General features: G+C 37.6%; 26 protein-coding genes. 15 read left to right on the top strand and 11 right to left on the bottom strand.

The genetic code is table 11. The features are described 5' to 3' along the window. Positions 1–118 precede the first annotated feature (118 nt). Together J4Q03_RS00255 and J4Q03_RS00250 are read left to right on the top strand one after the other, a co-directional pair. Positions 119–505 carry an START-like domain-containing protein gene (locus tag J4Q03_RS00255; RefSeq protein WP_202089068.1) on the top strand — a complete coding sequence of 129 codons (387 nt, stop codon included), beginning with the start codon at positions 119–121 and terminating at the stop codon, positions 503–505. 77 nt (positions 506–582) lie between these two features. After that, complete coding sequence (locus J4Q03_RS00250) at positions 583–1392, top strand: aminotransferase class IV (protein ID WP_426046259.1); 810 nt, start codon at positions 583–585, stop codon at positions 1390–1392. Between the two features lie 82 nt (positions 1393–1474). On the opposite strand, the gene J4Q03_RS00245 is transcribed toward J4Q03_RS00250, so the two are convergent. Then, positions 1475–2056, bottom strand: coding sequence for an N-acetylmuramoyl-L-alanine amidase family protein (locus tag J4Q03_RS00245; RefSeq protein WP_426046258.1), 582 nt, complete (start codon positions 2054–2056; stop codon positions 1475–1477). Between the two features lie 106 nt (positions 2057–2162). Continuing rightward, the gene (locus J4Q03_RS00240) at positions 2163–2711 is read right to left on the bottom strand and encodes a YqgE/AlgH family protein (RefSeq protein WP_426046257.1); all 549 of its coding nucleotides are present in this window, start codon (positions 2709–2711) and stop codon (positions 2163–2165) included. 24 nt (positions 2712–2735) lie between these two features. Here J4Q03_RS00240 and pdxH point away from each other — a divergent pair, with 24 nt between their 5' ends. Next, positions 2736–3377, top strand: a complete 642-nt coding sequence (gene pdxH, locus J4Q03_RS00235; protein WP_426046256.1) for a pyridoxamine 5'-phosphate oxidase — start codon at positions 2736–2738, stop codon at positions 3375–3377. Between the two features lie 328 nt (positions 3378–3705). On the opposite strand, the gene J4Q03_RS00230 is transcribed toward pdxH, so the two are convergent. Then, on the bottom strand, positions 3706–3996 hold the full coding sequence (locus tag J4Q03_RS00230; RefSeq protein WP_034748416.1) for an HU family DNA-binding protein: 291 nt from the start codon (positions 3994–3996) through the stop codon (positions 3706–3708). A gap of 398 nt (positions 3997–4394) precedes the next feature. Here J4Q03_RS00230 and panD point away from each other — a divergent pair, with 398 nt between their 5' ends. The 8 genes from panD (at position 4395) to J4Q03_RS00190 (ending at position 11790) form a co-directional block, all read left to right on the top strand. Then, positions 4395–4745, top strand: a complete 351-nt coding sequence (panD, locus tag J4Q03_RS00225; RefSeq protein ID WP_306843255.1) for an aspartate 1-decarboxylase — start codon at positions 4395–4397, stop codon at positions 4743–4745. Between the two features lie 3 nt (positions 4746–4748). Beyond that, positions 4749–5777, top strand: coding sequence for a lysylphosphatidylglycerol synthase transmembrane domain-containing protein (locus tag J4Q03_RS00220; protein ID WP_426046255.1), 1029 nt, complete (start codon positions 4749–4751; stop codon positions 5775–5777). 174 nt (positions 5778–5951) lie between these two features. Beyond that, a complete protein-coding gene (locus J4Q03_RS00215; protein WP_426046254.1) occupies positions 5952–6527 on the top strand; it encodes a TerD family protein in 576 nt (191 codons plus the stop codon). A 32-nt stretch (positions 6528–6559) separates the two neighbouring features. Further along, the gene (locus J4Q03_RS00210) at positions 6560–7231 is read left to right on the top strand and encodes a TerD family protein (RefSeq protein WP_426046253.1); all 672 of its coding nucleotides are present in this window, start codon (positions 6560–6562) and stop codon (positions 7229–7231) included. 81 nt (positions 7232–7312) lie between these two features. Beyond that, positions 7313–7951: a vWA domain-containing protein gene (locus tag J4Q03_RS00205; protein ID WP_426046252.1), complete on the top strand. Its 639-nt coding sequence runs from the start codon at positions 7313–7315 to the stop codon at positions 7949–7951. Positions 7952–7956: 5 nt separating this feature from the next. After that, positions 7957–9015, top strand: a complete 1059-nt coding sequence (locus J4Q03_RS00200; RefSeq protein ID WP_426046251.1) for a TerY-C metal binding domain-containing protein — start codon at positions 7957–7959, stop codon at positions 9013–9015. A gap of 28 nt (positions 9016–9043) precedes the next feature. Continuing rightward, positions 9044–10273 carry a PP2C family serine/threonine-protein phosphatase gene (locus tag J4Q03_RS00195; RefSeq protein ID WP_426046250.1) on the top strand — a complete coding sequence of 410 codons (1230 nt, stop codon included), beginning with the start codon at positions 9044–9046 and terminating at the stop codon, positions 10271–10273. Positions 10274–10275: 2 nt separating this feature from the next. Beyond that, positions 10276–11790 carry a helix-hairpin-helix domain-containing protein gene (locus J4Q03_RS00190; protein WP_426046249.1) on the top strand — a complete coding sequence of 505 codons (1515 nt, stop codon included), beginning with the start codon at positions 10276–10278 and terminating at the stop codon, positions 11788–11790. Positions 11791–11968: 178 nt separating this feature from the next. Here the strand turns inward: J4Q03_RS00190 and J4Q03_RS00185 are convergent, their stop codons facing one another. The 7 genes from J4Q03_RS00185 to J4Q03_RS00155 all read right to left on the bottom strand — a co-directional run bounded on the left by J4Q03_RS00185 (position 11969) and on the right by J4Q03_RS00155 (position 17285). Further along, positions 11969–12430, bottom strand: coding sequence for a GNAT family N-acetyltransferase (locus J4Q03_RS00185; RefSeq protein ID WP_426046248.1), 462 nt, complete (start codon positions 12428–12430; stop codon positions 11969–11971). Positions 12431–12539: 109 nt separating this feature from the next. Beyond that, positions 12540–12743, bottom strand: a complete 204-nt coding sequence (locus J4Q03_RS00180) for a hypothetical protein (RefSeq protein WP_426046247.1) — start codon at positions 12741–12743, stop codon at positions 12540–12542. A gap of 53 nt (positions 12744–12796) precedes the next feature. Further along, the gene (gene tyrS, locus J4Q03_RS00175; RefSeq protein WP_426046246.1) at positions 12797–13996 is read right to left on the bottom strand and encodes a tyrosine--tRNA ligase; all 1200 of its coding nucleotides are present in this window, start codon (positions 13994–13996) and stop codon (positions 12797–12799) included. Between the two features lie 704 nt (positions 13997–14700). Next, positions 14701–15291 (bottom strand): NAD(P)H-dependent oxidoreductase, encoded by a 591-nt coding sequence (locus tag J4Q03_RS00170; RefSeq protein WP_426046245.1) that lies wholly within the window; start codon positions 15289–15291, stop codon positions 14701–14703. Positions 15292–15365: 74 nt separating this feature from the next. Next, on the bottom strand, positions 15366–16187 hold the full coding sequence (locus J4Q03_RS00165; protein ID WP_426046244.1) for an AraC family transcriptional regulator: 822 nt from the start codon (positions 16185–16187) through the stop codon (positions 15366–15368). Between the two features lie 10 nt (positions 16188–16197). Then, positions 16198–16662 carry a GNAT family N-acetyltransferase gene (locus J4Q03_RS00160; RefSeq protein WP_426046243.1) on the bottom strand — a complete coding sequence of 155 codons (465 nt, stop codon included), beginning with the start codon at positions 16660–16662 and terminating at the stop codon, positions 16198–16200. After that, positions 16659–17285: a TetR/AcrR family transcriptional regulator gene (locus J4Q03_RS00155; RefSeq protein ID WP_426046242.1), complete on the bottom strand. Its 627-nt coding sequence runs from the start codon at positions 17283–17285 to the stop codon at positions 16659–16661. The genes J4Q03_RS00160 and J4Q03_RS00155 overlap by 4 nt, the downstream gene beginning before the upstream one ends. Before the next feature lie 88 nt (positions 17286–17373). Here J4Q03_RS00155 and J4Q03_RS00150 point away from each other — a divergent pair, with 88 nt between their 5' ends. Together J4Q03_RS00150 and J4Q03_RS00145 are read left to right on the top strand one after the other, a co-directional pair. After that, entirely contained in the window at positions 17374–17508 is a 135-nt protein-coding gene (locus J4Q03_RS00150; RefSeq protein ID WP_426046241.1) for a hypothetical protein, read from the top strand. After that, positions 17508–17864 (top strand): hypothetical protein, encoded by a 357-nt coding sequence (locus J4Q03_RS00145; RefSeq protein ID WP_426046240.1) that lies wholly within the window; start codon positions 17508–17510, stop codon positions 17862–17864. Before J4Q03_RS00150 ends, J4Q03_RS00145 begins: the two co-directional genes overlap by 1 nt. 1 nt (position 17865) lies before the next feature. On the opposite strand, the gene J4Q03_RS00140 is transcribed toward J4Q03_RS00145, so the two are convergent. Further along, on the bottom strand, positions 17866–18504 hold the full coding sequence (locus J4Q03_RS00140; protein ID WP_426046239.1) for a hypothetical protein: 639 nt from the start codon (positions 18502–18504) through the stop codon (positions 17866–17868). Positions 18505–18801: 297 nt separating this feature from the next. On the opposite strand from J4Q03_RS00140, the gene J4Q03_RS00135 reads away from it, so the two are divergent. After that, positions 18802–19362, top strand: coding sequence for a TetR/AcrR family transcriptional regulator (locus tag J4Q03_RS00135; protein WP_426046238.1), 561 nt, complete (start codon positions 18802–18804; stop codon positions 19360–19362). Positions 19363–19401: 39 nt separating this feature from the next. Then, positions 19402–20802 (top strand): MFS transporter, encoded by a 1401-nt coding sequence (locus J4Q03_RS00130; protein WP_426046237.1) that lies wholly within the window; start codon positions 19402–19404, stop codon positions 20800–20802. Positions 20803–20826 lie beyond the last annotated feature (24 nt).

The following is a 20826-nucleotide window of genomic DNA, read 5'->3' as shown; positions in this document are numbered from 1 at the left end:
TCAGAAAAGATTTAAAAGCTGTGATAAATATCATGAAGATTCTTTAAAAAAATAATTGCTTTTTAGTGTAATAAAAAAATTAATTTATATATTGCGGGACGATAAAAACAAAGATTATATGGCGAAACATAAAGTCCATTACGAATTTCCAATGCATTGTTTATCAGAGATTTTATACGAATATCTGGCAACGGCAGAGGGGTTATCTGAATGGTTTGCGGATGAGGTAACAGAGAAAGGCGATGATTTCTTTTTTAGCTGGGGAGGAGGACCTGCTGAAAAGGCCACTTTGATTAGATATAAGCCTGAAGGTTTTGTTCGTTTCAGATGGGAAGAAGATGAAGGGACTAAAAATTTCTTTGAAATGACTATCACGATAGATGATATTACAGAAGATCTGGCTTTAAATATTACAGATTTCTGTGAGGAAGGTGATGAAGAAGAAAATGCATTGTATTGGGAAAACCTTATAGAAAACCTTAGAATAAAATTAGGTGCAGCATAAGCCGTACACTATTAAATGGTAAAACTGATGAACGATTTATCGTTCATTATTTTTTTATAAATAAATCACATCAAAAATTGGAAAATCAATATTTTACATCAGACGGATTAAATGTAAAGAACAGAGCGTTCCTTTTAGGCGACGCGGTGAAGGTTTCTTTCTTCGTGAGAAACGGAGGATTGCTTATGGATGAAGAATGCTATTTCTTCCTAATGGCCTCCATGAGGAAAATGAGAATGAATATTCCGCTTACCTATACCCTGGAATTTTTTCAGACTCTTTTTCATAAAGATGTTATCGATGGCAAAGGAATAAAAAACGGAATTATCAATTTCCAGGTTTTCAGAAACAATGATGCGGTAACCGTTTCAAAATCTTCCGTATCCTATTTTTATGAAGTCACGGAATCGGATGATATACTTACGGTTCATCAGAGACCCCTGGAAATGGATCTTACTAAGGAAATCAATGTAAACAATAATTTGTTAAGCAATATCAGGGTTCACTGTCCGGAAAATATTTACGGAGGAATTTATGCAGAAGAAAATGACCTGGATGATGTGATCCTGCTTAATCCGAACAAGAGGATTGCGCGTACCACGTCCGGAAACCTGTTGTTTTTAGAAGGAAATGTGATCAAAGTTCCCAAGCAGTCCGAAGGGGCATACATCTCTCCTTTGATGGAAAATTTTGTGACTTTCTTGCATAAAAATAACCTTGCAGACATTCAGGAGCATGAGATAATAGCTTTTGAATCGCAAAAGGCCGAAGAGATTTTAATGATCTCTGATGAGAAAGGCATATTTTGTGTAGGTAAAATAAGAAATAAGACTTTTGAAAGCTCCCGTTTTATAGAAATGGTGGAAAGCTGGAAGAATAGTTTTTAAAATTGACAAACCCGGTAAACAACAAAGTACCCAAGTCCTTTACCGGGTTTTATTCTGAAATAAATCAGAAATTGTTTCTTATTTAGTATTCACGAATGATCTCTGTGAATTTTTGAGCGATTTCTTTCTGTCCATTTTCGCTGGTAACATATTCCCTGTCTTTGGTATTATTGATAAAGCCAAGTTCTACCAGTACAGCAGGAGCTTTTGTTTCTCTCAGCATGTGGAGATTACGTTCCTCGATTTTAGCGACATTAAATTTCTTGGAAATTTTTTCAGCAAGTTTTTTTGAACCGTCAGTATTCTGAATATATACTTCAGTTCCCTGTTTTGGAGTCTCTTGGTGAGGACTGCTGTTCATATGAAGAGAAATAACCATTTCGGGATTCAGCTTGTTGATGATAGCTGTTCTTTCCTGAAGAGTTGGGGACGCATCAGAATCCCTCGTTAATACTACTTCATACTGATCCTGATTTTCATTCAGTTTCTGAATTTCTTTGGCAATATTTATTGTAATCTCTTTTTCAGAGAATTGATCGAAAACCGATCCCATATCATTTCCGCCATGTCCGGCATCTATAACAATATATTTTTTATTGATAGGAGTAAATGATAAAAATGAAGCAGAAAAGACTGATAAAGCAAGTAATTTGATTCCTTTCATGTCCGTGATTTTGGTTTTTCAAATAACGGGAATTCTTTCTTTAAAATTGGTTAACATAATCTTAAAATTTGTTAATGTTTTTAAAGTGTATTTTACGTAAAATCAGCTAGTTAAGAGAAATGTCTTCAGGCGCGTTGGCCCATAGCAGATATTCCCCGCCGAGGTTCTGCATAATCGACTTCCAAAGAGTCTGATCATTAGGAAGTGTATAGTCTAAATTATAAATGTCCACCACAGTCCACATCTTCCTTTTTATCTCATCATCCAGCTGTTCAGCAGACCATCCGGAATATCCGGAGAAGATTTTCACATCATTAATGCTTAATTCTTTATTAAGAACAGCACTGATGATACTTTCAATGTCTTCCGTAATATAAAAGTCCTTGCTGATCTCAGAATAGACCTCAGTCACCTTCTTTTCTTTAACGATAAAAAAGACCTTGTCATTTTCCACAGGCCCGCCGTCATAGACCTCTATTTTGAAATCAAAAAAGTTTTTGAACTTACTACTCATCTGGCTGTTTTTTTTGTTCAATATCAAACCAAATGCCCCGCTTTCGTTATGCTCAACGATCAACACTACCGATCTCGAAAAAATATCGCCGGAAATGTCAGGTGTGGAAATTAATATTTTACCTTTGTATGAGTAATTCATACTCAAATTTAATAAAAAATATTTATGGAAAACCTGCACGATAAGAGAAAAGTGTATGAGAAATCCCAACTTATTGAAAGTGAGATAAAACAAAATCCCATTGAACAGTTCAGAGACTGGTTTCTCGAAGCGAGTAATAGCCCGGCAGTCTCAGAAGCCAATGCCATGGCTGTTTCTACGGTAGAAGAAGACGGTTGTCCGAGGACCAGAATGGTGCTGCTAAAGCAGTATACTTATGAAGGATTTATTTTCTATACCAATTATGGAAGCAGAAAAGGAAAAGCCATAGAAAACAGCCATAAGGCCTGTCTTAGTTTCTTCTGGCCGAATCTTGAAAGGCAGATCATCATTAAAGCAGACCTTGAAAGAATTGCAGAAAATCTAAGTGACGGCTATTTTCATTCAAGACCGAAAGGAAGTCAGCTTGGAGCTGTCGTTTCACCCCAAAGTCAGACCATCCCGAACAGAGAATTTCTGGAAGAGAAATTAAAAGAACTGGAAAAAGAATATGAAACCGGTGAGGTCCCGAGACCTTCCAACTGGGGCGGATATATTGCAAAACCCTATGAAATTGAATTCTGGCAGGGAAGACCCAACCGCCTTCATGACAGAATTATTTATCAGCTGGAAGATCTGGACTGGAAAATTTCCCGACTGGCACCGTGATTTAGAAGCTAGAAGTTAGAAGTTAGAAGCCAGTTTTGCTATAGGAATATCGGAGCGTTGAGGGATTTCATATTCGCAGCGATGCAAAATTTGATTGAATCTAAACTTTCAAGATGTAAAAATGTCATTTAAAATTCAATAGGAGCGGGCTTTAGCCCGCTTTATTTATAAGCATTGACACGGCTTTAGCCAAAACTTAAAAGAACCAGAATTACCTGGTTTTTGCTGTAATATCTCAGTCCGGCTGGAAAACTCCGAAGCCATCTGTATTCCAAAAAAAAAAGCCATTTCCTTAGGAAACGGCCTTTGAATTTTTTAATCTGAATGATTATTTTTTCTTTACACCAGAAACTGCATTGGATAAATCAGCTCCAGCTTTGAATTTAGCAACTTTTTTAGCAGCAATTTTAATCGGTTTTTTAGTTGCAGGGTTGATCCCTTGTCTGGCAGCTCTCTCAGCTACTGAGAAAGTACCGAATCCTACTAAAGAAACTTTTCCGTCTTTTTTCTTTAGGGTAGTAGTTACATTACCAATGAATGATTCTAGAGCAGCTTTTGCTGCAACTTTAGTGATTCCTGCATCTTTTGCGATTGCGTCGATTAATTCAGACTTGTTCATAATTTTTAATATTAAGTTAGTTCGTAATTATAGCAAATATAATACTATTTTCTAATTGTGCAATTATTTTATTAAAAGTTATAAAATTTTTTTGCTTTTTGATGAAAACAGTTAAAATATGATAATTTCACTTTTCACGTAAAATCTACGTTACCGCTCACTAAAATCATGCCAAATGCTTATGAGTATTGACTTTAGCAAAAAATTAATATTATTTTCTGTATTTATTAAATCCTAAATTTCGTGTAAAGTATTAATATTTTTGCCGATATGTTTGCTGATTTTATAAATAATGGTCTGAATGCTTGTGTAATACAAAATTAAATGGTCGGGTTTATAGGAGTTTTAAAATAATTTCAAAAGCCCGATTTATTAATTTTTATTAATAAATTTGCAGAATGTTAATAGAAGTTTTCAAGTCTAAGATCCACAGGGTACGGGTTACGGCCTCAGACCTTAATTATATTGGGAGTATAACGATCGACGAAGATCTTATAGAAGCTGCCGGTCTGGTAGTGGGAGAAAGAGTCTATATCGTCAACGTGAATAATGGAGAACGTTTTGATACCTATGTTATCAAAGGGAAAAGAAAATCCGGAGAAGTATGTTTAAACGGACCTGCTGCAAGAAAAGTACAGCGAGATGATATCATTATCATCATTGCCTATGCGCAGATGACCCCCGAAGAAGCAAAAGCATTCCAGCCGAAAATCGTTTTCCCGGATGAAAAAACAAATCTTCTAACCTGATCCATGGAGAAAAAATCAAAGAATCCCTTAAAATCAATACTAACAATAGTAATATCGCTTGCTTTTGCAGGCTTTTTTTTATGGCTTGCCTTAAAAGGTCTTGATTTTAAAGTGATCAAAGCATCATTGGCGAAGGCTAACTATCTGTGGGTTCTGTTGGCCTCTGTATTTGGTATTCTGGCTTACTGGTTCAGAGCTATACGCTGGAATCTGATGCTGGAGCCCATGGGACATAAAATATCAAACTCAAATTCACTCTGGTCCATATCTTTCGGATATCTGATGAATCTTACCATTCCAAGAAGTGGCGAGGTGGCAAGAGCTACAGCTTTATATGGTGTGGAAAAAGTTCCTGTTGACAAATCTTTCGGAACAATTATCCTGGAAAGAGTGGTAGATCTTATCTGTATGCTGGGATTTCTGGGGCTGACACTGTTGTTTAAATATGAAGCCATCCTGTCTTTCTATGAAAATTCAGGTGTTAATATTAATCCTAATAAGATATTACTTGTTATTTCAGTCCTGGCTGTAGGAACAATTGCATTTTTTGTATTTAAGAAAAAATTGGCCAATGTCCCCTTCCTTGGAAAGATTGTGAATTTTATTAACGGAATTTTCGAAGGGCTGGCGACAATATTTAAATTAAAAGAAAAAGGAAAATTCATCCTTTATACTATAGGAATATGGGTTTGCTATTACTTTGCCGCTTACCTCGTGTGTTTTGCGCTTCCTGAAACCTCCGGTTTTACTATTGCTGACGGCTTTTTCATTATCGTTGTCGGTACTTTGGGCATGATCGTTCCTGCCAGTGGCGGGATTGGTGCATTTAATCTGGCGATGAAGTACGGATTTATGGCATTATTTATCTCCATGGGGAAAAGTGCTGAACTAGGAGGTGAAATGGGACTGACGTATTCATTTATTTCTCTTCCGTTACAGATTACGATTATGCTGGTTATGGGGCTTATTTCTATTCCTATGCTGGCTAAAGCAAGAGAAAAAGCAGTTTCTGATAAAGAATTTAAGAATTAAGTTCAATAATATTTTTAATAATACAGGTCCAATTTTATAATTGGACTTTTTTTATGTTAAAACCCTATTAAAATGAAGCATTACCATCTGTCATTTATTTTTTTATCAATAAATTTGGTCAATCCACAAATCACATTTATCTTAAACAAAAAATAATTAATAATCTAAAACACTATGGCAATTAATTTACAGAAAGGACAAAAGATCGAGATTGGGCTTACAAAAATGACGATAGGACTGGGCTGGGACCCAAATGAAGGAACCGGTTTCGACTTCGATCTGGATGCCTCTGCCATCATGATTGATTCTGACAGAAAATTAATAAATGAGGAATGTTTTGTTTTCTATAATAACCTTCAGTCCCCAGACGGAGCACTGACTCATACAGGAGACGATCCAAGTGGTAAAAACAGTGACGGCGACGATGATGAGGCAATTATCGTAGATCTTGAAAAAGTAGATCCCCGAGCTGAAGAAATTCTTTTCGTAGTAACCATTGAAGACTTTGAAAGAAGAAAGCAGAACTTCGGTCAGGTAAGAAATTCATACATCAGAATTGTGGATAACAGTAACGGCCAGGAGATCGCAAAATATGAGCTGGATGAAGATTTCTCTATCGAAACAGGAGTAGAATTCGGAAGATTATACAAAAGAAACGGAAGCTGGAAATTTGAAGCATCAGGAATCGGCTACAGAGCAGATCTGGCGTTTTTCCTTGAGAAATACTACAAAGGACAGATCATCAAATAATTATATTTTCAAATACACAAAAAACGATAACTATGGCAATTAATTTACAGAAAGGTCAGACGATTGATTTAAGAAAAAATGACCGTGGAGAAAGTGTTTACGACCTTTCAAAAGTAACGATCGGTTTAGGATGGGACGTAAGGAAGCAGGGCGGTTTCTTTGGGAAACTGTTCAGTAAAGAAGCAGAATATGATCTTGATGCCGTTGCTTTTCTTTTAGACGGAAACGGCAAAGTAGCCAATCTGGGGAAAACGGTGCAGACTAATGAAGGAAGGCAGATCGCATTGTATCAGGGTGATGTTATTTTTTTTAATTCCATGCAGCATCCGAGCGGAAATATCTGGCTGACAGGAGATAACAGAACCGGTGCCGGAGATGGAGATGATGAGCAGATTATCGTTAAACTTGACCAGCTGGATGAAAGCTATCAGAAAATATTATTCCTGGTGACCATTTATCAGGGAAAACAGAATAACCAGCATTTCGGAATGATCGAGAATGCCTTTATCAGAGCGGTAGACGCCAAAGGTAAAGAAATTACAAAATACAGCCTTTCAGGAGATGCAAGTATGAACGGTAAATGTGCGATGGTTTTTGCCGAAGCTTACCGTCACAATGGCGACTGGAAGTTCCGCGCCATTGGGGAGCCACATCAGACCGATAATTTTATTGAGATCCTGAAACAGTATGCCTACAGCAACTAAACCTGAATTTTTATCAAACTTACAGCCGGCAGGGAAGCTTTCAACTTCCGCTGCCGGCTTCAGAATTAATATTGTCTTACCATGAGCAGGAGATTATTAGCATATTTTTTACTGGACACTTCCGGTTCTATGAATGGAGAACCTATCCAGGCACTCAATAATGGGTTTAACGGGCTCATAAGCATGCTCCGTGCAGATCCGCAGGCGATGGACAGTCTTCATCTTAGTGTGATCACTTTTGACCGTGAGGTTAAGAATATCATTCCTCTGACCGATCTGGCCAGTTTTTACCCTATGGAGATCACCTGTCCGGACAGCGGACCTACCCATACCGGTTCGGCATTGGAGATGGTCTCGGAACTGGTGAAAAAAGAACTGATCAAAGGATCTTCAGATGAAAAAGAAGACTGGCGGCCGCTGCTGTTTATATTTACTGACGGAAAGCCTTCCGATATTCAGAAATACAGACAGATGATCCCCGTGATAAGAGATTTGGAATTTGGAGCTATTGTAGGATGCGCTGCAGGTCCGAAAGCAGATGAACAGTTTCTGAAGGAGCTTACAGATCACGTGGTAAAACTGGATACTACCGATGCAATCACGCTTTCCTCATTTTTCAGATGGGTAAGCTCTTCCATCACAATGGGAGGAAAGTCACAGGGAACGGGAGAAAATACACCGCTGCCCCCGCCGCCTTCCGAGCTAAATATTATAATATAAATTACTTGTCTTTAGAAATCATGAGAAGACTGCCTATTTATTTTTTAGTCGATGTCTCCGAATCTATGGTTGGAGAGCCTATTGAGCAGGTACAGGAAGGTATTGCCAATATCGTCAGAGAATTAAAAAAAGATCCGTATTCGCTGGAAACGGTCTATATTTCCATCATAGGTTTTGCAGGAGAGGCAGAAGTCATTACTCCTCTTCAGGATATCATCAGTTTTTATCCGCCAAAGATCCCGATTGGAAGCGGAACATCGCTGTCTCAGGGTTTGATCAAAGTGATGGACTGCATAGACAGGGATATTGTGAAAACCACTTACGAAAGAAAAGGCGACTGGAAACCTATTGTTTTTCTTTTTACGGACGGAGTTCCTACCGATGACGCTACAAAAGCTATTGAAAGATGGAATAACAAGTACCATGGAAAATCCAATACCATAGCTGTATCTATCGGTGAAAATACGAACTACAAATTGCTCGGAACTTTATCAGACCATGTTTTACTGTTCAATAATTCAGATGAAAATTCCTATAAAGAATTTTTTAAATGGGTCACAGATTCCATTAAAACGACCAGTCAAAGTGTTACCGAAGCCAATAAAGAAGGAATTAATCTTTCCAAGATCGATTCTGTTATTCTGGAAAAAGTAGATCCTGAACTGGAACAGAAATTCCCGGACAATAATTTTGTTGTCCTAAACGGTAAATGCTCCGAAACGGAAAAGCTGTATTTGATGAAGTTTAAAAAAACATTCGCCGAATCCAGCATACCGGGAATGTCTACAAGATATTACAGACTGGATGGAGCCTATAAAATTGATGAAAAAGCATATTTGAGACTTTCATCATCCCAGAGAAATAATCTTAAAATTTCTATTGAAGAACTTCAGGGAGGAACATCATGCCCTCATTGTGCCAATCCTGTTGCATTAGCAACCTGTTCTTGCGGTGGTATTCACTGTCTGAAGGGGGAAGGATATAACAAATGTCCCTGGTGCGGAACTTCGGATTATTACGGATTTTCCAGTGAAGGATTTGATATCAACAGAACATTAGGATAAAACCTATTCGGAGCCAAAGGAAAATACCATGAAAAACACGGCAATTTACAGGGAAAAAGAAGAATTTAAAGAAGTTCATCTGGTGCTTACAAATGCCAGTTCAAAACAGTTTTATGAATACCGTTTTGAACTGGACGGCTTTCCGAATATCAGAATTAAGAACATTGCCAATCTTCGGGAGACAGGGCTTACCTTTGAGAATAATACAATATCGGGAATTCCCGCTGTAAACAGCCTCCATAATCTTGATATTGAATTTTACCATATCCATGATGAAAACTGTGTGGAGACCAAAAAGGTACATTTACTTGTGAACGCTGATCCAAAAGATCTGTGGAAAAATATTCCCGCTGATCAAAATGCCGTTTTCTATAAGCCCGATCAGGCTTCTTATAAAGGCCGTTTTTTGAACAGAAAAATTGCTGTCGTATCCAAACGGGGGCGCTCTCATGCCCATGAAGGAAAATTCAGGGATGATGATTTTGCTGTGAACGAACTTTCTGGAGGCTGGAGCATTGTTTCAGTTGCTGACGGTGCCGGTTCTGCGGTAATGGCAAGAGAAGGTTCCAGGCTGGCTGTAGCTTCAGTACACAGTTTTTTCAATTCAGAAGAGATTTTAACCCGAATCGAAAAAAATATTGAAATCGTTTACAGTACCTCTGAATCATCAAAAGAAATACAGTCGGAAGCCAGAGGAAATATTATAAGAACTCTCTATGAAGGAATCCTGAACGTGTATAATGTTTTGGATAAAACGGCCACAGAAAACTCTTTTTCTATAAAAGATCTCCATACGACACTGATTTTTGCATTGGCTAAAAACTTTGATTTTGGATATGTAATTCTCACTTTTGGAGTGGGAGACTGCCCGATCAACCTGATCAACCCTGATTTTTCTGAAGTAAAGCTTCTGAACCGTATGGATGTTGGGGAATTTGGTGGTGGAACCCGTTTTATTACAATGAAAGAGATCTTTGGTGATGATATGGTGTCAAGATTTGGAATAACCTGTGTGAATGATTTTTCCTACCTCGTGCTGATGACCGACGGTATCTACGATCCGAAATTCATGACAGAAAACCGGCTTGAAGATATAGAAAGCTGGAAAACATTTTTTAATGACCTTGCAGGAAATAATGATGACCGCACAAAAGTAGACTTTGTCAGTGATGCAGATATTGATCAGCAGCTTCTGGCATGGACCGATTTCTGGAGCCGGGGAAATCATGATGACAGAACACTGGCCATAATTTATTAAGCATGAAAAAGACCATTCAGGTTGCTTCTATTCTGGACGCAGCAAAACGCTATGAATATGTTGATGAAAGCCCTATCCGGGGCGGAGTGAAAGATGTTTATTTTTCGCCGGACAGAGAATATGTAGTGGCTTTTTACCGGAATCCTCTGGATGCCGGGCAGAAAGAGCGTATTATGAGGATTGTTTCCACTTATCTCGGAAACATCCAGAACGGAAATTCAGCGGATTACTTTCTGAACGAAATATTCAGATGGCCGTATGATATTGTAGAAAAAAATAAGCTGACGGGAATTGTAGTTCCTGTTTACCATAAAAAATTCTTCTTTGCAAAAGGATATATCGGATCAGATAATATCCAGGGCCAAGATAAAGTCGGAAAATGGTTTACTGCTCCCATGTTCAGGAATCAGCAGTATCCGCTGAGGCTCGATCATTCGGAGCTCGGAGACTGGCTGAGCTATTTTCAGATCACCATCAATATCAGCAGAGGAGTGAAAAAGCTTCATCAGATGGGGCTGGCGCATTCCGATCTTTCCTATAACAATATCCTGATAGACCCGGTGACGAAATCCGCCTGCATTATTGATATAGACGGATTGGTAGTTCCAAAATTGTTCCCGCCGGAAGTGATAGGAACAGCAGATTTTATTGCACCCGAAGTTTTAAAGACCAAGCATCTGAGCATGCAGGATCCCGGCAGACATCTGCCCAATCAGAAGACCGATCTTCATGCATTGGCGGTGCTCATCTATATGTATCTTTTCCGGAGGCATCCTTTAAGAGGAGGAAAAATATGGGATCTTGATTCTGAAAAAGATGAGATTATTTCTATGGGCGAAAAAGCTTTATTCATAGAGCATTTCCGGGATCCCTCCAATCAGGTAAAAGCTGATCATCTCAGGAAATGGGATGCTTTCTGGGGCGATCCTCAAAAAATTCCTTTTACGGCCGCAGGTCCTTATCTTTCCGAACTGTTTAAAAAAGCATTTATAGACGGACTTCATGATCCGATCAGACGTCCTATGGCCAACGAATGGGAAACTGCATTACTGAAGACCGCTGATCTTATCCAACCCTGCCACAATCCGGAATGTACAGAAAAATGGTATGTATTTGATAACAGCAGCAACCCGAAGTGCCCTTTCTGTGGTACTCCGCATAAGGGAACGCTTCCGGTTCTGGACCTCTATTATAAATTTGATGACGAGGTATGGAAACCCGAAAACCATCGGCTGATGGTGTATAACAACCAGTATTTATTCAAATGGCATGTTTCCAGAAAGGTGATCCGAAATGAAAACCTTAGTCAACAGGATAAAATGCCGGTCGGGTACTTCACTTTTCATGAAGGAAGATGGGTATTTGTGAATCAGAGTCTGACTTCGATGAAGGATGTTACCGAACAGAAAGAGATTCCGCCCGGATCTATGGTTGAACTGACGGATGGAAAGAAAATACTTTTGTCTGCGGAAGAAGGTGGAAGGCTCATCTTTGTTACTTTGGCCAATCAATCATAAAAATCCAGTTTTTAGAAAACTTAAATATTAAGCTTTTGTGACTTTGTGTTTAAAAGAATTTGAATTGGTAGGGCGGCTTCGAGAGCCTCAGTCCCCAGAAATATTTGTCATTAATGATCTTGTCGCCGGAGAGCTTTTCGCCATTAATGATAGGCAGCTCTAATGAAGTAAGTATCCTCTAAAGGTGGCTGAAGCTCTCGAAGCCACCTTGAAATTCCATGAAAAAAGATTGCTTATCCTCATCCACAATTTTAAAGCCTAAGCTCTTGTATAGATTTTGAGCTTTATTGGTCTTTAAAACACTTAATGAAACTGTTTTTCCTTCTGCCGAAGCTTCTGCCAGAATATCACTCAGAATAGTTTTTCCCAATCCTTTTCCCTGTTGTCCGGGATCAATCTGAAGCTGGAGAACTTCTGTTTTATCCGCAGCTCTGTTGATTTTCAATAATCCTACAGGCTCATTATTCAAAAGAATGATATTCGCTTTTTCGAACTGATAAAGAATTCTCTGAAGTGTTGTTTCCCTGTCTGTTGAAAGATGGGAATCGGCGTAGTGCGGATTCATGGTTTTCGTTCTTAGATCAAGAAGATAATCAATATCGTTTTCTGAGGCTTTTCTATAGGTGATCGTCGTGTTCATAGGTTGTTGATGAGATCTGATTTTTGAGCCGGATCGTTGTTATCCGCCAAGAATTAATAGGAATCTAAGATAACGATTCTTGGATTTTTTTCTGCATCAATTCTTAATTTCATTTCGATGGACTGTTTAAAAAAGCATAGGCATAGTAGATGGTCTGCGCATAAGGACCTTTCTCATCAGCCGAAGACTCCTTTATAAAGTCGCATTCCCTTTCAATTTCTTTAAACAGGATGAGGTTATTTTGATGTTCTGCCGTTATATGCCGGATGATGTCTTCCTCACTTTTTGTAAATTCATATTCATAACCGTCCATTTTTTATCCAGGATCCTTTTCATCAAAAGGATCATATAACCATCCGGGCTATTTTACACAAGTTCAAAAAAAATTCTTTTCCCTATTTTTATCTTGGTTGCCTTTAACAATTTAATTTCCAGATCGGGATCCATTATTTTGATATTGTTGATCTGAATACCTCCATTTTGAATCAGCCTGCGGACTGCTGATTTACTGAGTCCGCTTTGAAGCAGGCTGCATAATTCCACTGCTTTCATTGTATTTTCTTGAGGTGGGAACGATGCCAAAGGAACAGGTTCGTAAATTTTCTCTTCAAAGTTTTTATTCTGAAACTGATTGCCGAAAAATACTTCTGCTGACTCTGCAGCTGAATGATCATGGTATTGGCTAACGATGTTTTTAGCAATCATCTTTTTGATATCCATCGGGTTTTCACCGTTTCCCAATTTTAATTTCAAATCAATTTTTTCCCCAGCAGAAAAGTCAGAAGCAAGGTCAATAAATTCATCAATAAGACTGTCCGGAATCGACATGGTTTTTCCAAACATCTCATTCGGTTCATCTGTCAGTCCGATAATGTTGTTCAGCGACTTACTCATTTTTTCCTTACCGTCAAGACCCTTCAGAAGAGGCATACACATCACCACCTGCGCTGACATCTGATGAACTTCCTGAAGCTGTCTTCCCATCGTACAGTTGAAAAGCTGATCTGTTCCGCCCATCTCAATGTCACATTCAATTTTTACAGAATCGAAGCCCTGGAGGATAGGATAAACGAGCTCATGCATAGCAATCGGAGTGTTTTCCGTAAATCTTTTATTAAAGTCATTACGGTGCATCAGCTGGGCAACAGTGACCTTAGACATCAGCTGAATCACTTCAGGGAAACTAAGAGCATCCAGCCAGTCGGAATTAAAGACAATTTTAGTTTTTTCCACATCAATAATCTTCGAAAGCTGATGGATATAAGTCTGTGCATTATGCTCAACATCTTCAGCACTTAAAGGCTTTCGGGCCTTGTTTTTCCCTGTCGGATCACCAATCCTTGCTGTAAAGCTTCCCACCACAATCACAATCTGATGTCCCAGGTCCTGGAACTGTTTCAGCTTTTTAAGCACAACAGCATGACCCAGATGCAGATCCGGAGCAGTAGGATCAAACCCCAGCTTGATTATTAATTTTCTGTTTTCCTTTTCAGCCTGTTTCAGTTTCTGCTCCAATCCGTTTTCCGGAAGAATGATGGCTGTATTTTCTTGTAATGTACTGATCATATGTATTTAGTTTTAAAGCAAAAAAGCCCGGACAATGCTGTCCGGGCTCTATATATTCGTTATATTATTCTTGTTAAATCACAGATATAGAAAGTCTTCCCGAACGGTTCGCCGGGGAGTAATACTCAGTGAAAAAAGGAAGACGCAATATGCTGTTTAAATGTTTCATCGATAATGCAAATGTAAAAGCTTTTTGTTATTATTCCAATATTTAAACCATTAAGATCTGCTGTAAAGTTCCATATCAGTTAAGATTTATCAAAAAACTCACTGTTCTTAACAGTTTATCAATCTTAATGGTCTAAAATAAAGGTTTCAAAACAATTTTACTTATCGCTTCTGAAGCTAATTCTATGCCATAATTTCCTTATAAGCAAAATAAAGAATTGTTATAAATAATGCATATTTAATGACTTGTTTTTTTATAAGTTCTTTTGTCTTGAAATCAAGGATTCGACGTAGTCAAACAAAATGAACCAAAATTCAAGGCTGGAATCTTTCGCTAAAAATTAAAGTTTGCTCCTGAAATTCCCAAAACTCGTGTGGATTTGCTGTAATAGCTTCAATTTATTATTGTACCCGCACTCAGACAGTGGGATTTTTTAAAGGATCAAATTTTATTTTTTTTAACGCCCAAACTTCCGAGGCTGATGAGTAAGAATATATTGGTGAAGTTAATTTCCAGAAAACTATCCGAAGAGATTTTAAAGGTTAAAAACCGTCTGTGAATAGGTATTTCGGATCTGCTCTTTCCATATTTCCACTTCTTCAGGAGACGCTTTATCTGCTTTGTCAAAAAAGAAATGGTGAATGATTTCAAAACCGCTGTACAGAAAGATTCCGTTGTCTGAGGTAAGAGAAAGAGCTTTATCCATTCCCATCCTTTCATATTCTTCATGAGGTTTTCCATGAGTATTGATGATGACTGCTTTTTTGCCTTTCAAAAGTCCTTTCTGTACACCCTGGTCATAGCGGTAAGCAAAACCGTAACTGAAAACACGGTCGATATAACCTTTCATAATAGCCGGCATTCCGGTCCACCAGATCGGATAGACAAAGGTAATCTGCTCGGCCCATGAAATATAATCCTGCTCCGTCTTTACATCATCAGAAACTTTCCCTGCCCGCTGGCCCTGCATATCTTCCAACGATAAGACCGGGTTAAATCCTATTGTATTCAGGTCTCTTATTTCTATTTCGTGATTGCCTTTTTCCAGGCTTTCAGTAACGGTTTGAAGCAAAAGGTTATTCAGGCTTTTTTCATTGGGATGTGCGTAAATGATTAAATGTCTCATTGCTTTATTGTTTAAATATTGAGACAAATGTAGAGCAGCGGGAACTGTAAAAATTGTAAGAAAACGAAATAGAATTATTCTGAACCGGAACGGCAGATGTCTTTCTGGAATTTTACATACTGGGATGGTGAAATAGTAATAAAGTGCTTAAAATCGTGAATAAGCTGGCTCTGATCAAAATAGCCGCATTCATCAATGATACTGAACCATTCAATTTTTTTGCTGCTTTTCAGTTCTTTTTCAATGATCATAATGGCTTTCAGAAAACGGGTGTATCGTGCAAGTTCTTTGGAAGAATATCCGAACTGTTCTTTCTGTTTGCGCTGAATATTTCTCTCGCTCTGATGGGTCTGTTCTGCAATGGTTTTAATAGGATTCAGTCCGTTGTCTGCGAAATTACTTAATAGCCGGATTGTTTGATCCTGATCCTGAAGATAAGGCTTGCAAAAGTTGAGTATATAGTTGATTCTTTCTTCGAGAGAAGGTAAAACGGAGATCTGATGCCAGAGTTCCGTGAAACAATTGTCCTGCAGAAGTTCATCAGGATGTATTCCCTGGCTGGAAATCATTGCTTTTCCAAAGAACCGGTAAAAAGCATCATCCTTAAAATTAGCAACAAGAATTGAAGTTCCTGCAGGCAGCGTATAGTCAAAAGTTTGACGTACAGGTCCTAAAACAATACACCGATCCACTTCAACAGTGGTTTTCTCCTGAGTTGTCATAAAAGCTTTCTCTCCAAAACAGAACAGCATAATTGTCTGGTAGGAGGGAAGCAGGGTTTTCGTAACAGGATGGGAAGAATTGTTTTCCGCGTAATAAAAATGCGTGAATACGCTTTCGAATTCTTTTGAAACCGGTATTTTAAGCTGATGATATTCGGAGTGTAATTCGTGCATCCCGCAGTTCTTAATTCAGTTCTTTTTCCATTTTATAGTTGGTAAGACCAATCCCTTTTACCTGGACGGTTTGCTCCTGGACTACTTTAAAATCCATCTTTTCAAAGAAGGATCTCGCCGTTTTGCTTACATCCGCAGTCAGTGTCTTCTCCTTTCGAATGATAGCTTCCTGTTCTATAAAAGTATACATTTTCCGGGCCACTCCCTGTTGCTGAAAATCCTTGTGAACGAAAAACAGATCAATATATTTTCCTTTGTCTAAAGTACAGAATCCTGCCATCTGACCATTAATTTTTGCTATGATCACTAGCTGACTGTTCATCACCTGGAGCCATCTTTCCTCATTTTCCGCTCCGGATTTCCAGGCATTGATCTGATCGCTGTTGTAGTCATTTTTACAGATGAAAGTAATGGTATCTGTAAAAAGTTGACGCATCTCCGTCAGGTCGTTGATATTACCTTTTCTGATCATCATGATTTGAGTATGTATTTTTCTTCGTAAAGCTTCTGCTGCTCTTCAGTAAGCAATGGATAAAACAGGTTCATCTGGATCAATGCGTAATGTTTGATTGCTTCATCTTCATTGAGTTTAAAAGCAAGTCTGTTATGGATGATCCAGTTATCAGCTATAATAAATATTTGAGTGGTCAGGCTTTTCAGGATAAAATCAGGAACATTATTTCTAAAAATATTATTCTTCTGAAAGCCTTTAAAGATTACCTGGAATTCTTCTTTTCTGCTCATATTGATAGATTCATACTGCGATTCTATCGCTGGAATATGTTTTAAAATATCAAAGAAATTCATGAAAATAAACCGGAACGAATAGAAGACTTCATAAATGGAAAAAGTAAAATGATACAGATCTTCCAGTGTTTTATTTTCTATTTTCTGAAGGTCATTCAGTAAAACATCCATTTTAAGGATAAGTTCAGAAAAAAGGATTTTAATAATATCTTCCGAATGTTTGAAATGATAATGGAGATTTCCCGCACTGATATTCAGACCGGCTGCAATATGCCTGGTTGTGATATTGTTGTAGCCTTTTTCGTTGAAGAGCTCCAATGCTTTTGATAAGATTTTATCCTTGGTTTTCATTGCTCAAAGATAAGGGAGTTTCAATTATATTTCAAAATTAGAACATTTGTTCTAATTTTATTATATTTGCATTATAAAAATTTACCGGATGGAAGGGAAAAGAATGTTCAATTATGAAACAGCTGACAACAAGATCAATAAAAAAGAAAAAGGACTGCAGGAAACCTTTGTAAAAATTCTGCAGATCATTATTGGATTCATTATGGCGATACTTCACATGTGATGAAGAATATGAGTTCATGTGGGTTTCTGCTGGGGCTTGCGGCCTGGATAATTATTGTTTTTCTGAGGAAAAAAGGAATTTTTATTCCGGTGATCAGCAACCATTTTACCGATTTTATAACCGTTCCGATGTATGCCCGCCTCATCGAATATGTGATGATTAATGTCCTGGAATACCAGTGGAAACCTGATTTTAAATTTATTTTATCCTCTATTGTTTATTTATCACTGCTTTTTGAAGTGGTTGGTCCGATGCTTTCAGAAAGGTTTACAGGAGATATTTTAGATGTTATAGCTTATCTGGCTGGTGGTATGATGTATTATTACATAAAATTAAAATGTCTGCGTTCAGCATAAATTATGAAGTGTGAAGCTGAATAATTGCCCCTTTATAAAATTTAGTCAGATCATACAGTTCCCCGAAATAGCGCTGCAGAGCAGGATCATAATTCTGATCAGATCCTTTTTTCTGAAACTGGTCTTCTGCCAGGGCATACAGTGAAGGATAATCTGCTTTTAAATAATGTGAAAGAATTGTGCAGTTGCCCTGTTCTTTTATGGAAATATCTGTAAGAAACAGTCCATAAACAAGGAACTGATTGAAATTCTGAGAATCTACCATAAAATTCAGGTTCTGTTTAGAATACTTTTCATAGTCTGAAAGCATTTCCTGAAAAGTTTTTACATTTTCTTTTTTCGGGATTTCATAAAAGAGGTCAAGGCCATGAATAAAAAGCTGGGTTTTCACTTCTTCCGGGTCAGTTGGGTAGGCACTGCTGAACCATGTGAAAATACCTGAAAGCTCTTCTTTAGAAAGGTTTTCTACAGAATCTTTTACTTTATTTTTGATGATCTCAAGACTTACTTTGGCATCATTCTGAAGAAAGCTGATGATATTTTCTTCTTCACGGCAAAGTTTATTGTACAAATTGATTTTGGCAATATTGGGATTGGTTTTGATAAAATAAAGTTCTTCTGCCATTGCTCTGTACCACATGTTTTTTTGTAAAGTGGCAACTAAAGATACAAAATATGTAAGGACTAAAGCTAAAAATGTTATGCATCGAACTATTAATAATATTATGCTTTTTATGAAAAGCTATTCTGTTTCATTCTAAATTCTTAAATCCTGTTATAACATATCCATATTTTCAGTGTTTTTTGATAAAATTATTTTAGTCACTTTTTATCATGTTTTGGTTTTGTAATCATATATTTTTTGCAGTTTTAATAAAGTAAAAAATAAAATAGATAGACTTATCTATTTTATTTGTAGATTTGTAAAAATTTTCAGATGAAAAAGGAGAAAGTGCAGGAAAGAATTATCAGGGTAGCCTCAGATCTTTTTTACAGACAGGGTTTTAATTCAACAGGGATTAACCAGATTATTGCTGAAGCTGATATTGCTATAGGTTCTCTGTACAATCATTTTTCATCCAAAAATGATCTTCTTCAGGCTTATCTTGCCAAAGAAGAATTTGAATGGTTCAAAGGGTTTGAAGAGCATTCTGCAAAAGTTGCCGGACCCAGAGAAAAGATATTTTCATTAATTGATTACCGTAAAAAATTGCAGTTATCATCAAAATTCGCAGGCTGCCATTTCATCAAAATTGTTTCGGAAGTAGGAGACAGCAGTCCGGCAGTTTCTGATTTTGTAAAGCAGCACAAACAGAAACAGAAAGAAATGATCAGAAAGCTGGCCGGTGACTATGCAGAAAATAAAAACATGGATGCAGATCTGCTTACAGAAAATATTTTCCTCCTGATAGAAGGAGCTGTAGTAACTTCTACAATTAATAAAAATACAGATTCTTTTGAGCAGATCCAAAAAATGATTGAGGTTCAGCTGCCTTAATTTTTTTACGTATTTAAAAATAGATATATCTATATAATAATGAATTATAAATATTTGAAACTGATGGTTATATTATCCGGTCAGTTGCTTACGATCATGGATATTTTTATCATTAATGTGTCCATTCCGTCAATCCAGCAAGATCTTCAGGCTTCCAATGGAGAGATGCAGCTGATGATCGCGTCTTATCTCATCGGTTTTGCTTCATTTCTGATCACAGGAGGAAGGCTGGGGGACTTGTATGGAAGGAAAAAGATATTCATGCTGGGCTTGTTGTTTTTTATGCTGAGCTCTGTTGCATGTGGGATTTCGTCCGGTGCAGTACTTCTTGTCATCTCCCGTTTTATTCAGGGAATCAGTGCAGCGCTGATGTCACCGCAGGTACTGTCGATGATACAGGTTCTGTTTCCAGGGCATGAAGAAAGAACAAAAGCAATGGGCTGGTACGGGATTACAATTGGTGCGGGAACTGTTCTGGGGCAGTTCCTGGGTGGCTATTTTTCATCCATAACCGTGATGCAGGAATCCTGGAGACTTATTTTTCTCATTAATATTCCGGTATGTATGATCGCTCTATTTTTCAGTCACAAAATATTGAATGAATCTAAAATTTCAGCTGAAAAAAATACTTTCGATTTTTTTGGTGTGATGATATTGGCTGCCGGGCTTTTCTGTTTTACCTATTCACTTACGATGTCTGAGCATCAGGGAATTCAGGTTAAAAGCTTAATAATCGGGATTGTTTCAATACTCCTATTAATATATTTTATTAAAAATCAAAAGATGCGGGTAAAACAAGAAAAGTCTTACCTGATGGATTTCAGTTTATTCAGCTATAAAAGTTTCAATCTGGGGATACTGGCGGTTTCTTTTTTCTTTATAATGCTGGATTCTTATTTCTATATCCTCTCGCTGTTTTTTCAGGACGGATTGCAGATAGGGTCAATGGCTGCAGGAGAAATTATTGTTTTTCAGGGATTGGGCTTTATTCTGGCCTCTCTGTTTTCTGCAAAGCTTATTTTAAGGTACGGCAAAACATTTTTAGTTGCCGGATTAGGTTTGATTATAGCGGTTCTTCTCCTCCAGATCTTTTTATTTGATACAGAAACTTCTTTTTTTATGCTCTGTCTGCTGCTGTTTTTTCATGGCTTGGGGGTCGGATCCATTATTCCTTCACTGGCCAATATCGCTTTGTCAGGTCTGCCGCAAACACTTGCCGGAAATGCTTCAGGAGTTTATAATACTTTTCAGCAGGCTGCTGCGATAGTAGGAATTATTATAGTAGGAAGTATATTTTATTATTTCTTAGGGGCAAAACCTTCATCACAACATTATAGCCATGCTTTTTCCATCGCTTTGATTATCAATATTATTTGTCTTTTTATCGTTTTATTTTCGATTGTAAAAGTTCCGGACTATGTACTTCCCAAAAGAAGATGATTTGAAAAAATATATGATTCCATA

This window comes from Chryseobacterium sp. NFX27, from assembly GCF_049887855.1.
Taxonomy (GTDB): Bacteria; Bacteroidota; Bacteroidia; order Flavobacteriales; family Weeksellaceae; genus Chryseobacterium.
Note: the sequence above shows the minus strand (reverse complement) of the source record. Positions and strands in the feature narration are given on the sequence as shown.

Excerpts from the sequence above, each read along its gene's own strand:
- J4Q03_RS00130 (WP_426046237.1), top strand. The coding sequence starts at position 19,402 with ATGAATTATAAATATTTGAAACTGATGGTTATATTATCCGGTCAGTTG.
- J4Q03_RS00245 (WP_426046258.1), bottom strand. The coding sequence starts at position 2,056 with ATGAAAGGAATCAAATTACTTGCTTTATCAGTCTTTTCTGCTTCATTT.
- J4Q03_RS00185 (WP_426046248.1), bottom strand. The coding sequence starts at position 12,430 with ATGAACACGACGATCACCTATAGAAAAGCCTCAGAAAACGATATTGAT.
- J4Q03_RS00135 (WP_426046238.1), top strand. The coding sequence starts at position 18,802 with ATGAAAAAGGAGAAAGTGCAGGAAAGAATTATCAGGGTAGCCTCAGAT.
- J4Q03_RS00150 (WP_426046241.1), top strand. The coding sequence starts at position 17,374 with ATGGAAGGGAAAAGAATGTTCAATTATGAAACAGCTGACAACAAGATC.
- J4Q03_RS00145 (WP_426046240.1), top strand. The coding sequence starts at position 17,508 with ATGAAGAATATGAGTTCATGTGGGTTTCTGCTGGGGCTTGCGGCCTGG.
- J4Q03_RS00160 (WP_426046243.1), bottom strand. The coding sequence starts at position 16,662 with ATGATGATCAGAAAAGGTAATATCAACGACCTGACGGAGATGCGTCAA.
- J4Q03_RS00240 (WP_426046257.1), bottom strand. The coding sequence starts at position 2,711 with ATGAATTACTCATACAAAGGTAAAATATTAATTTCCACACCTGACATT.
- J4Q03_RS00195 (WP_426046250.1), top strand. The coding sequence starts at position 9,044 with ATGAAAAACACGGCAATTTACAGGGAAAAAGAAGAATTTAAAGAAGTT.
- J4Q03_RS00230 (WP_034748416.1), bottom strand. The coding sequence starts at position 3,996 with ATGAACAAGTCTGAATTAATCGACGCAATCGCAAAAGATGCAGGAATC.
- panD (WP_306843255.1), top strand. The coding sequence starts at position 4,395 with ATGTTAATAGAAGTTTTCAAGTCTAAGATCCACAGGGTACGGGTTACG.
- J4Q03_RS00220 (WP_426046255.1), top strand. The coding sequence starts at position 4,749 with ATGGAGAAAAAATCAAAGAATCCCTTAAAATCAATACTAACAATAGTA.
- J4Q03_RS00215 (WP_426046254.1), top strand. The coding sequence starts at position 5,952 with ATGGCAATTAATTTACAGAAAGGACAAAAGATCGAGATTGGGCTTACA.
- J4Q03_RS00255 (WP_202089068.1), top strand. The coding sequence starts at position 119 with ATGGCGAAACATAAAGTCCATTACGAATTTCCAATGCATTGTTTATCA.
- J4Q03_RS00140 (WP_426046239.1), bottom strand. The coding sequence starts at position 18,504 with ATGTGGTACAGAGCAATGGCAGAAGAACTTTATTTTATCAAAACCAAT.
- tyrS (WP_426046246.1), bottom strand. The coding sequence starts at position 13,996 with ATGATCAGTACATTACAAGAAAATACAGCCATCATTCTTCCGGAAAAC.
- J4Q03_RS00165 (WP_426046244.1), bottom strand. The coding sequence starts at position 16,187 with ATGCACGAATTACACTCCGAATATCATCAGCTTAAAATACCGGTTTCA.
- J4Q03_RS00170 (WP_426046245.1), bottom strand. The coding sequence starts at position 15,291 with ATGAGACATTTAATCATTTACGCACATCCCAATGAAAAAAGCCTGAAT.
- J4Q03_RS00190 (WP_426046249.1), top strand. The coding sequence starts at position 10,276 with ATGAAAAAGACCATTCAGGTTGCTTCTATTCTGGACGCAGCAAAACGC.
- pdxH (WP_426046256.1), top strand. The coding sequence starts at position 2,736 with ATGGAAAACCTGCACGATAAGAGAAAAGTGTATGAGAAATCCCAACTT.
- J4Q03_RS00210 (WP_426046253.1), top strand. The coding sequence starts at position 6,560 with ATGGCAATTAATTTACAGAAAGGTCAGACGATTGATTTAAGAAAAAAT.
- J4Q03_RS00155 (WP_426046242.1), bottom strand. The coding sequence starts at position 17,285 with ATGAAAACCAAGGATAAAATCTTATCAAAAGCATTGGAGCTCTTCAAC.
- J4Q03_RS00205 (WP_426046252.1), top strand. The coding sequence starts at position 7,313 with ATGAGCAGGAGATTATTAGCATATTTTTTACTGGACACTTCCGGTTCT.
- J4Q03_RS00180 (WP_426046247.1), bottom strand. The coding sequence starts at position 12,743 with ATGGACGGTTATGAATATGAATTTACAAAAAGTGAGGAAGACATCATC.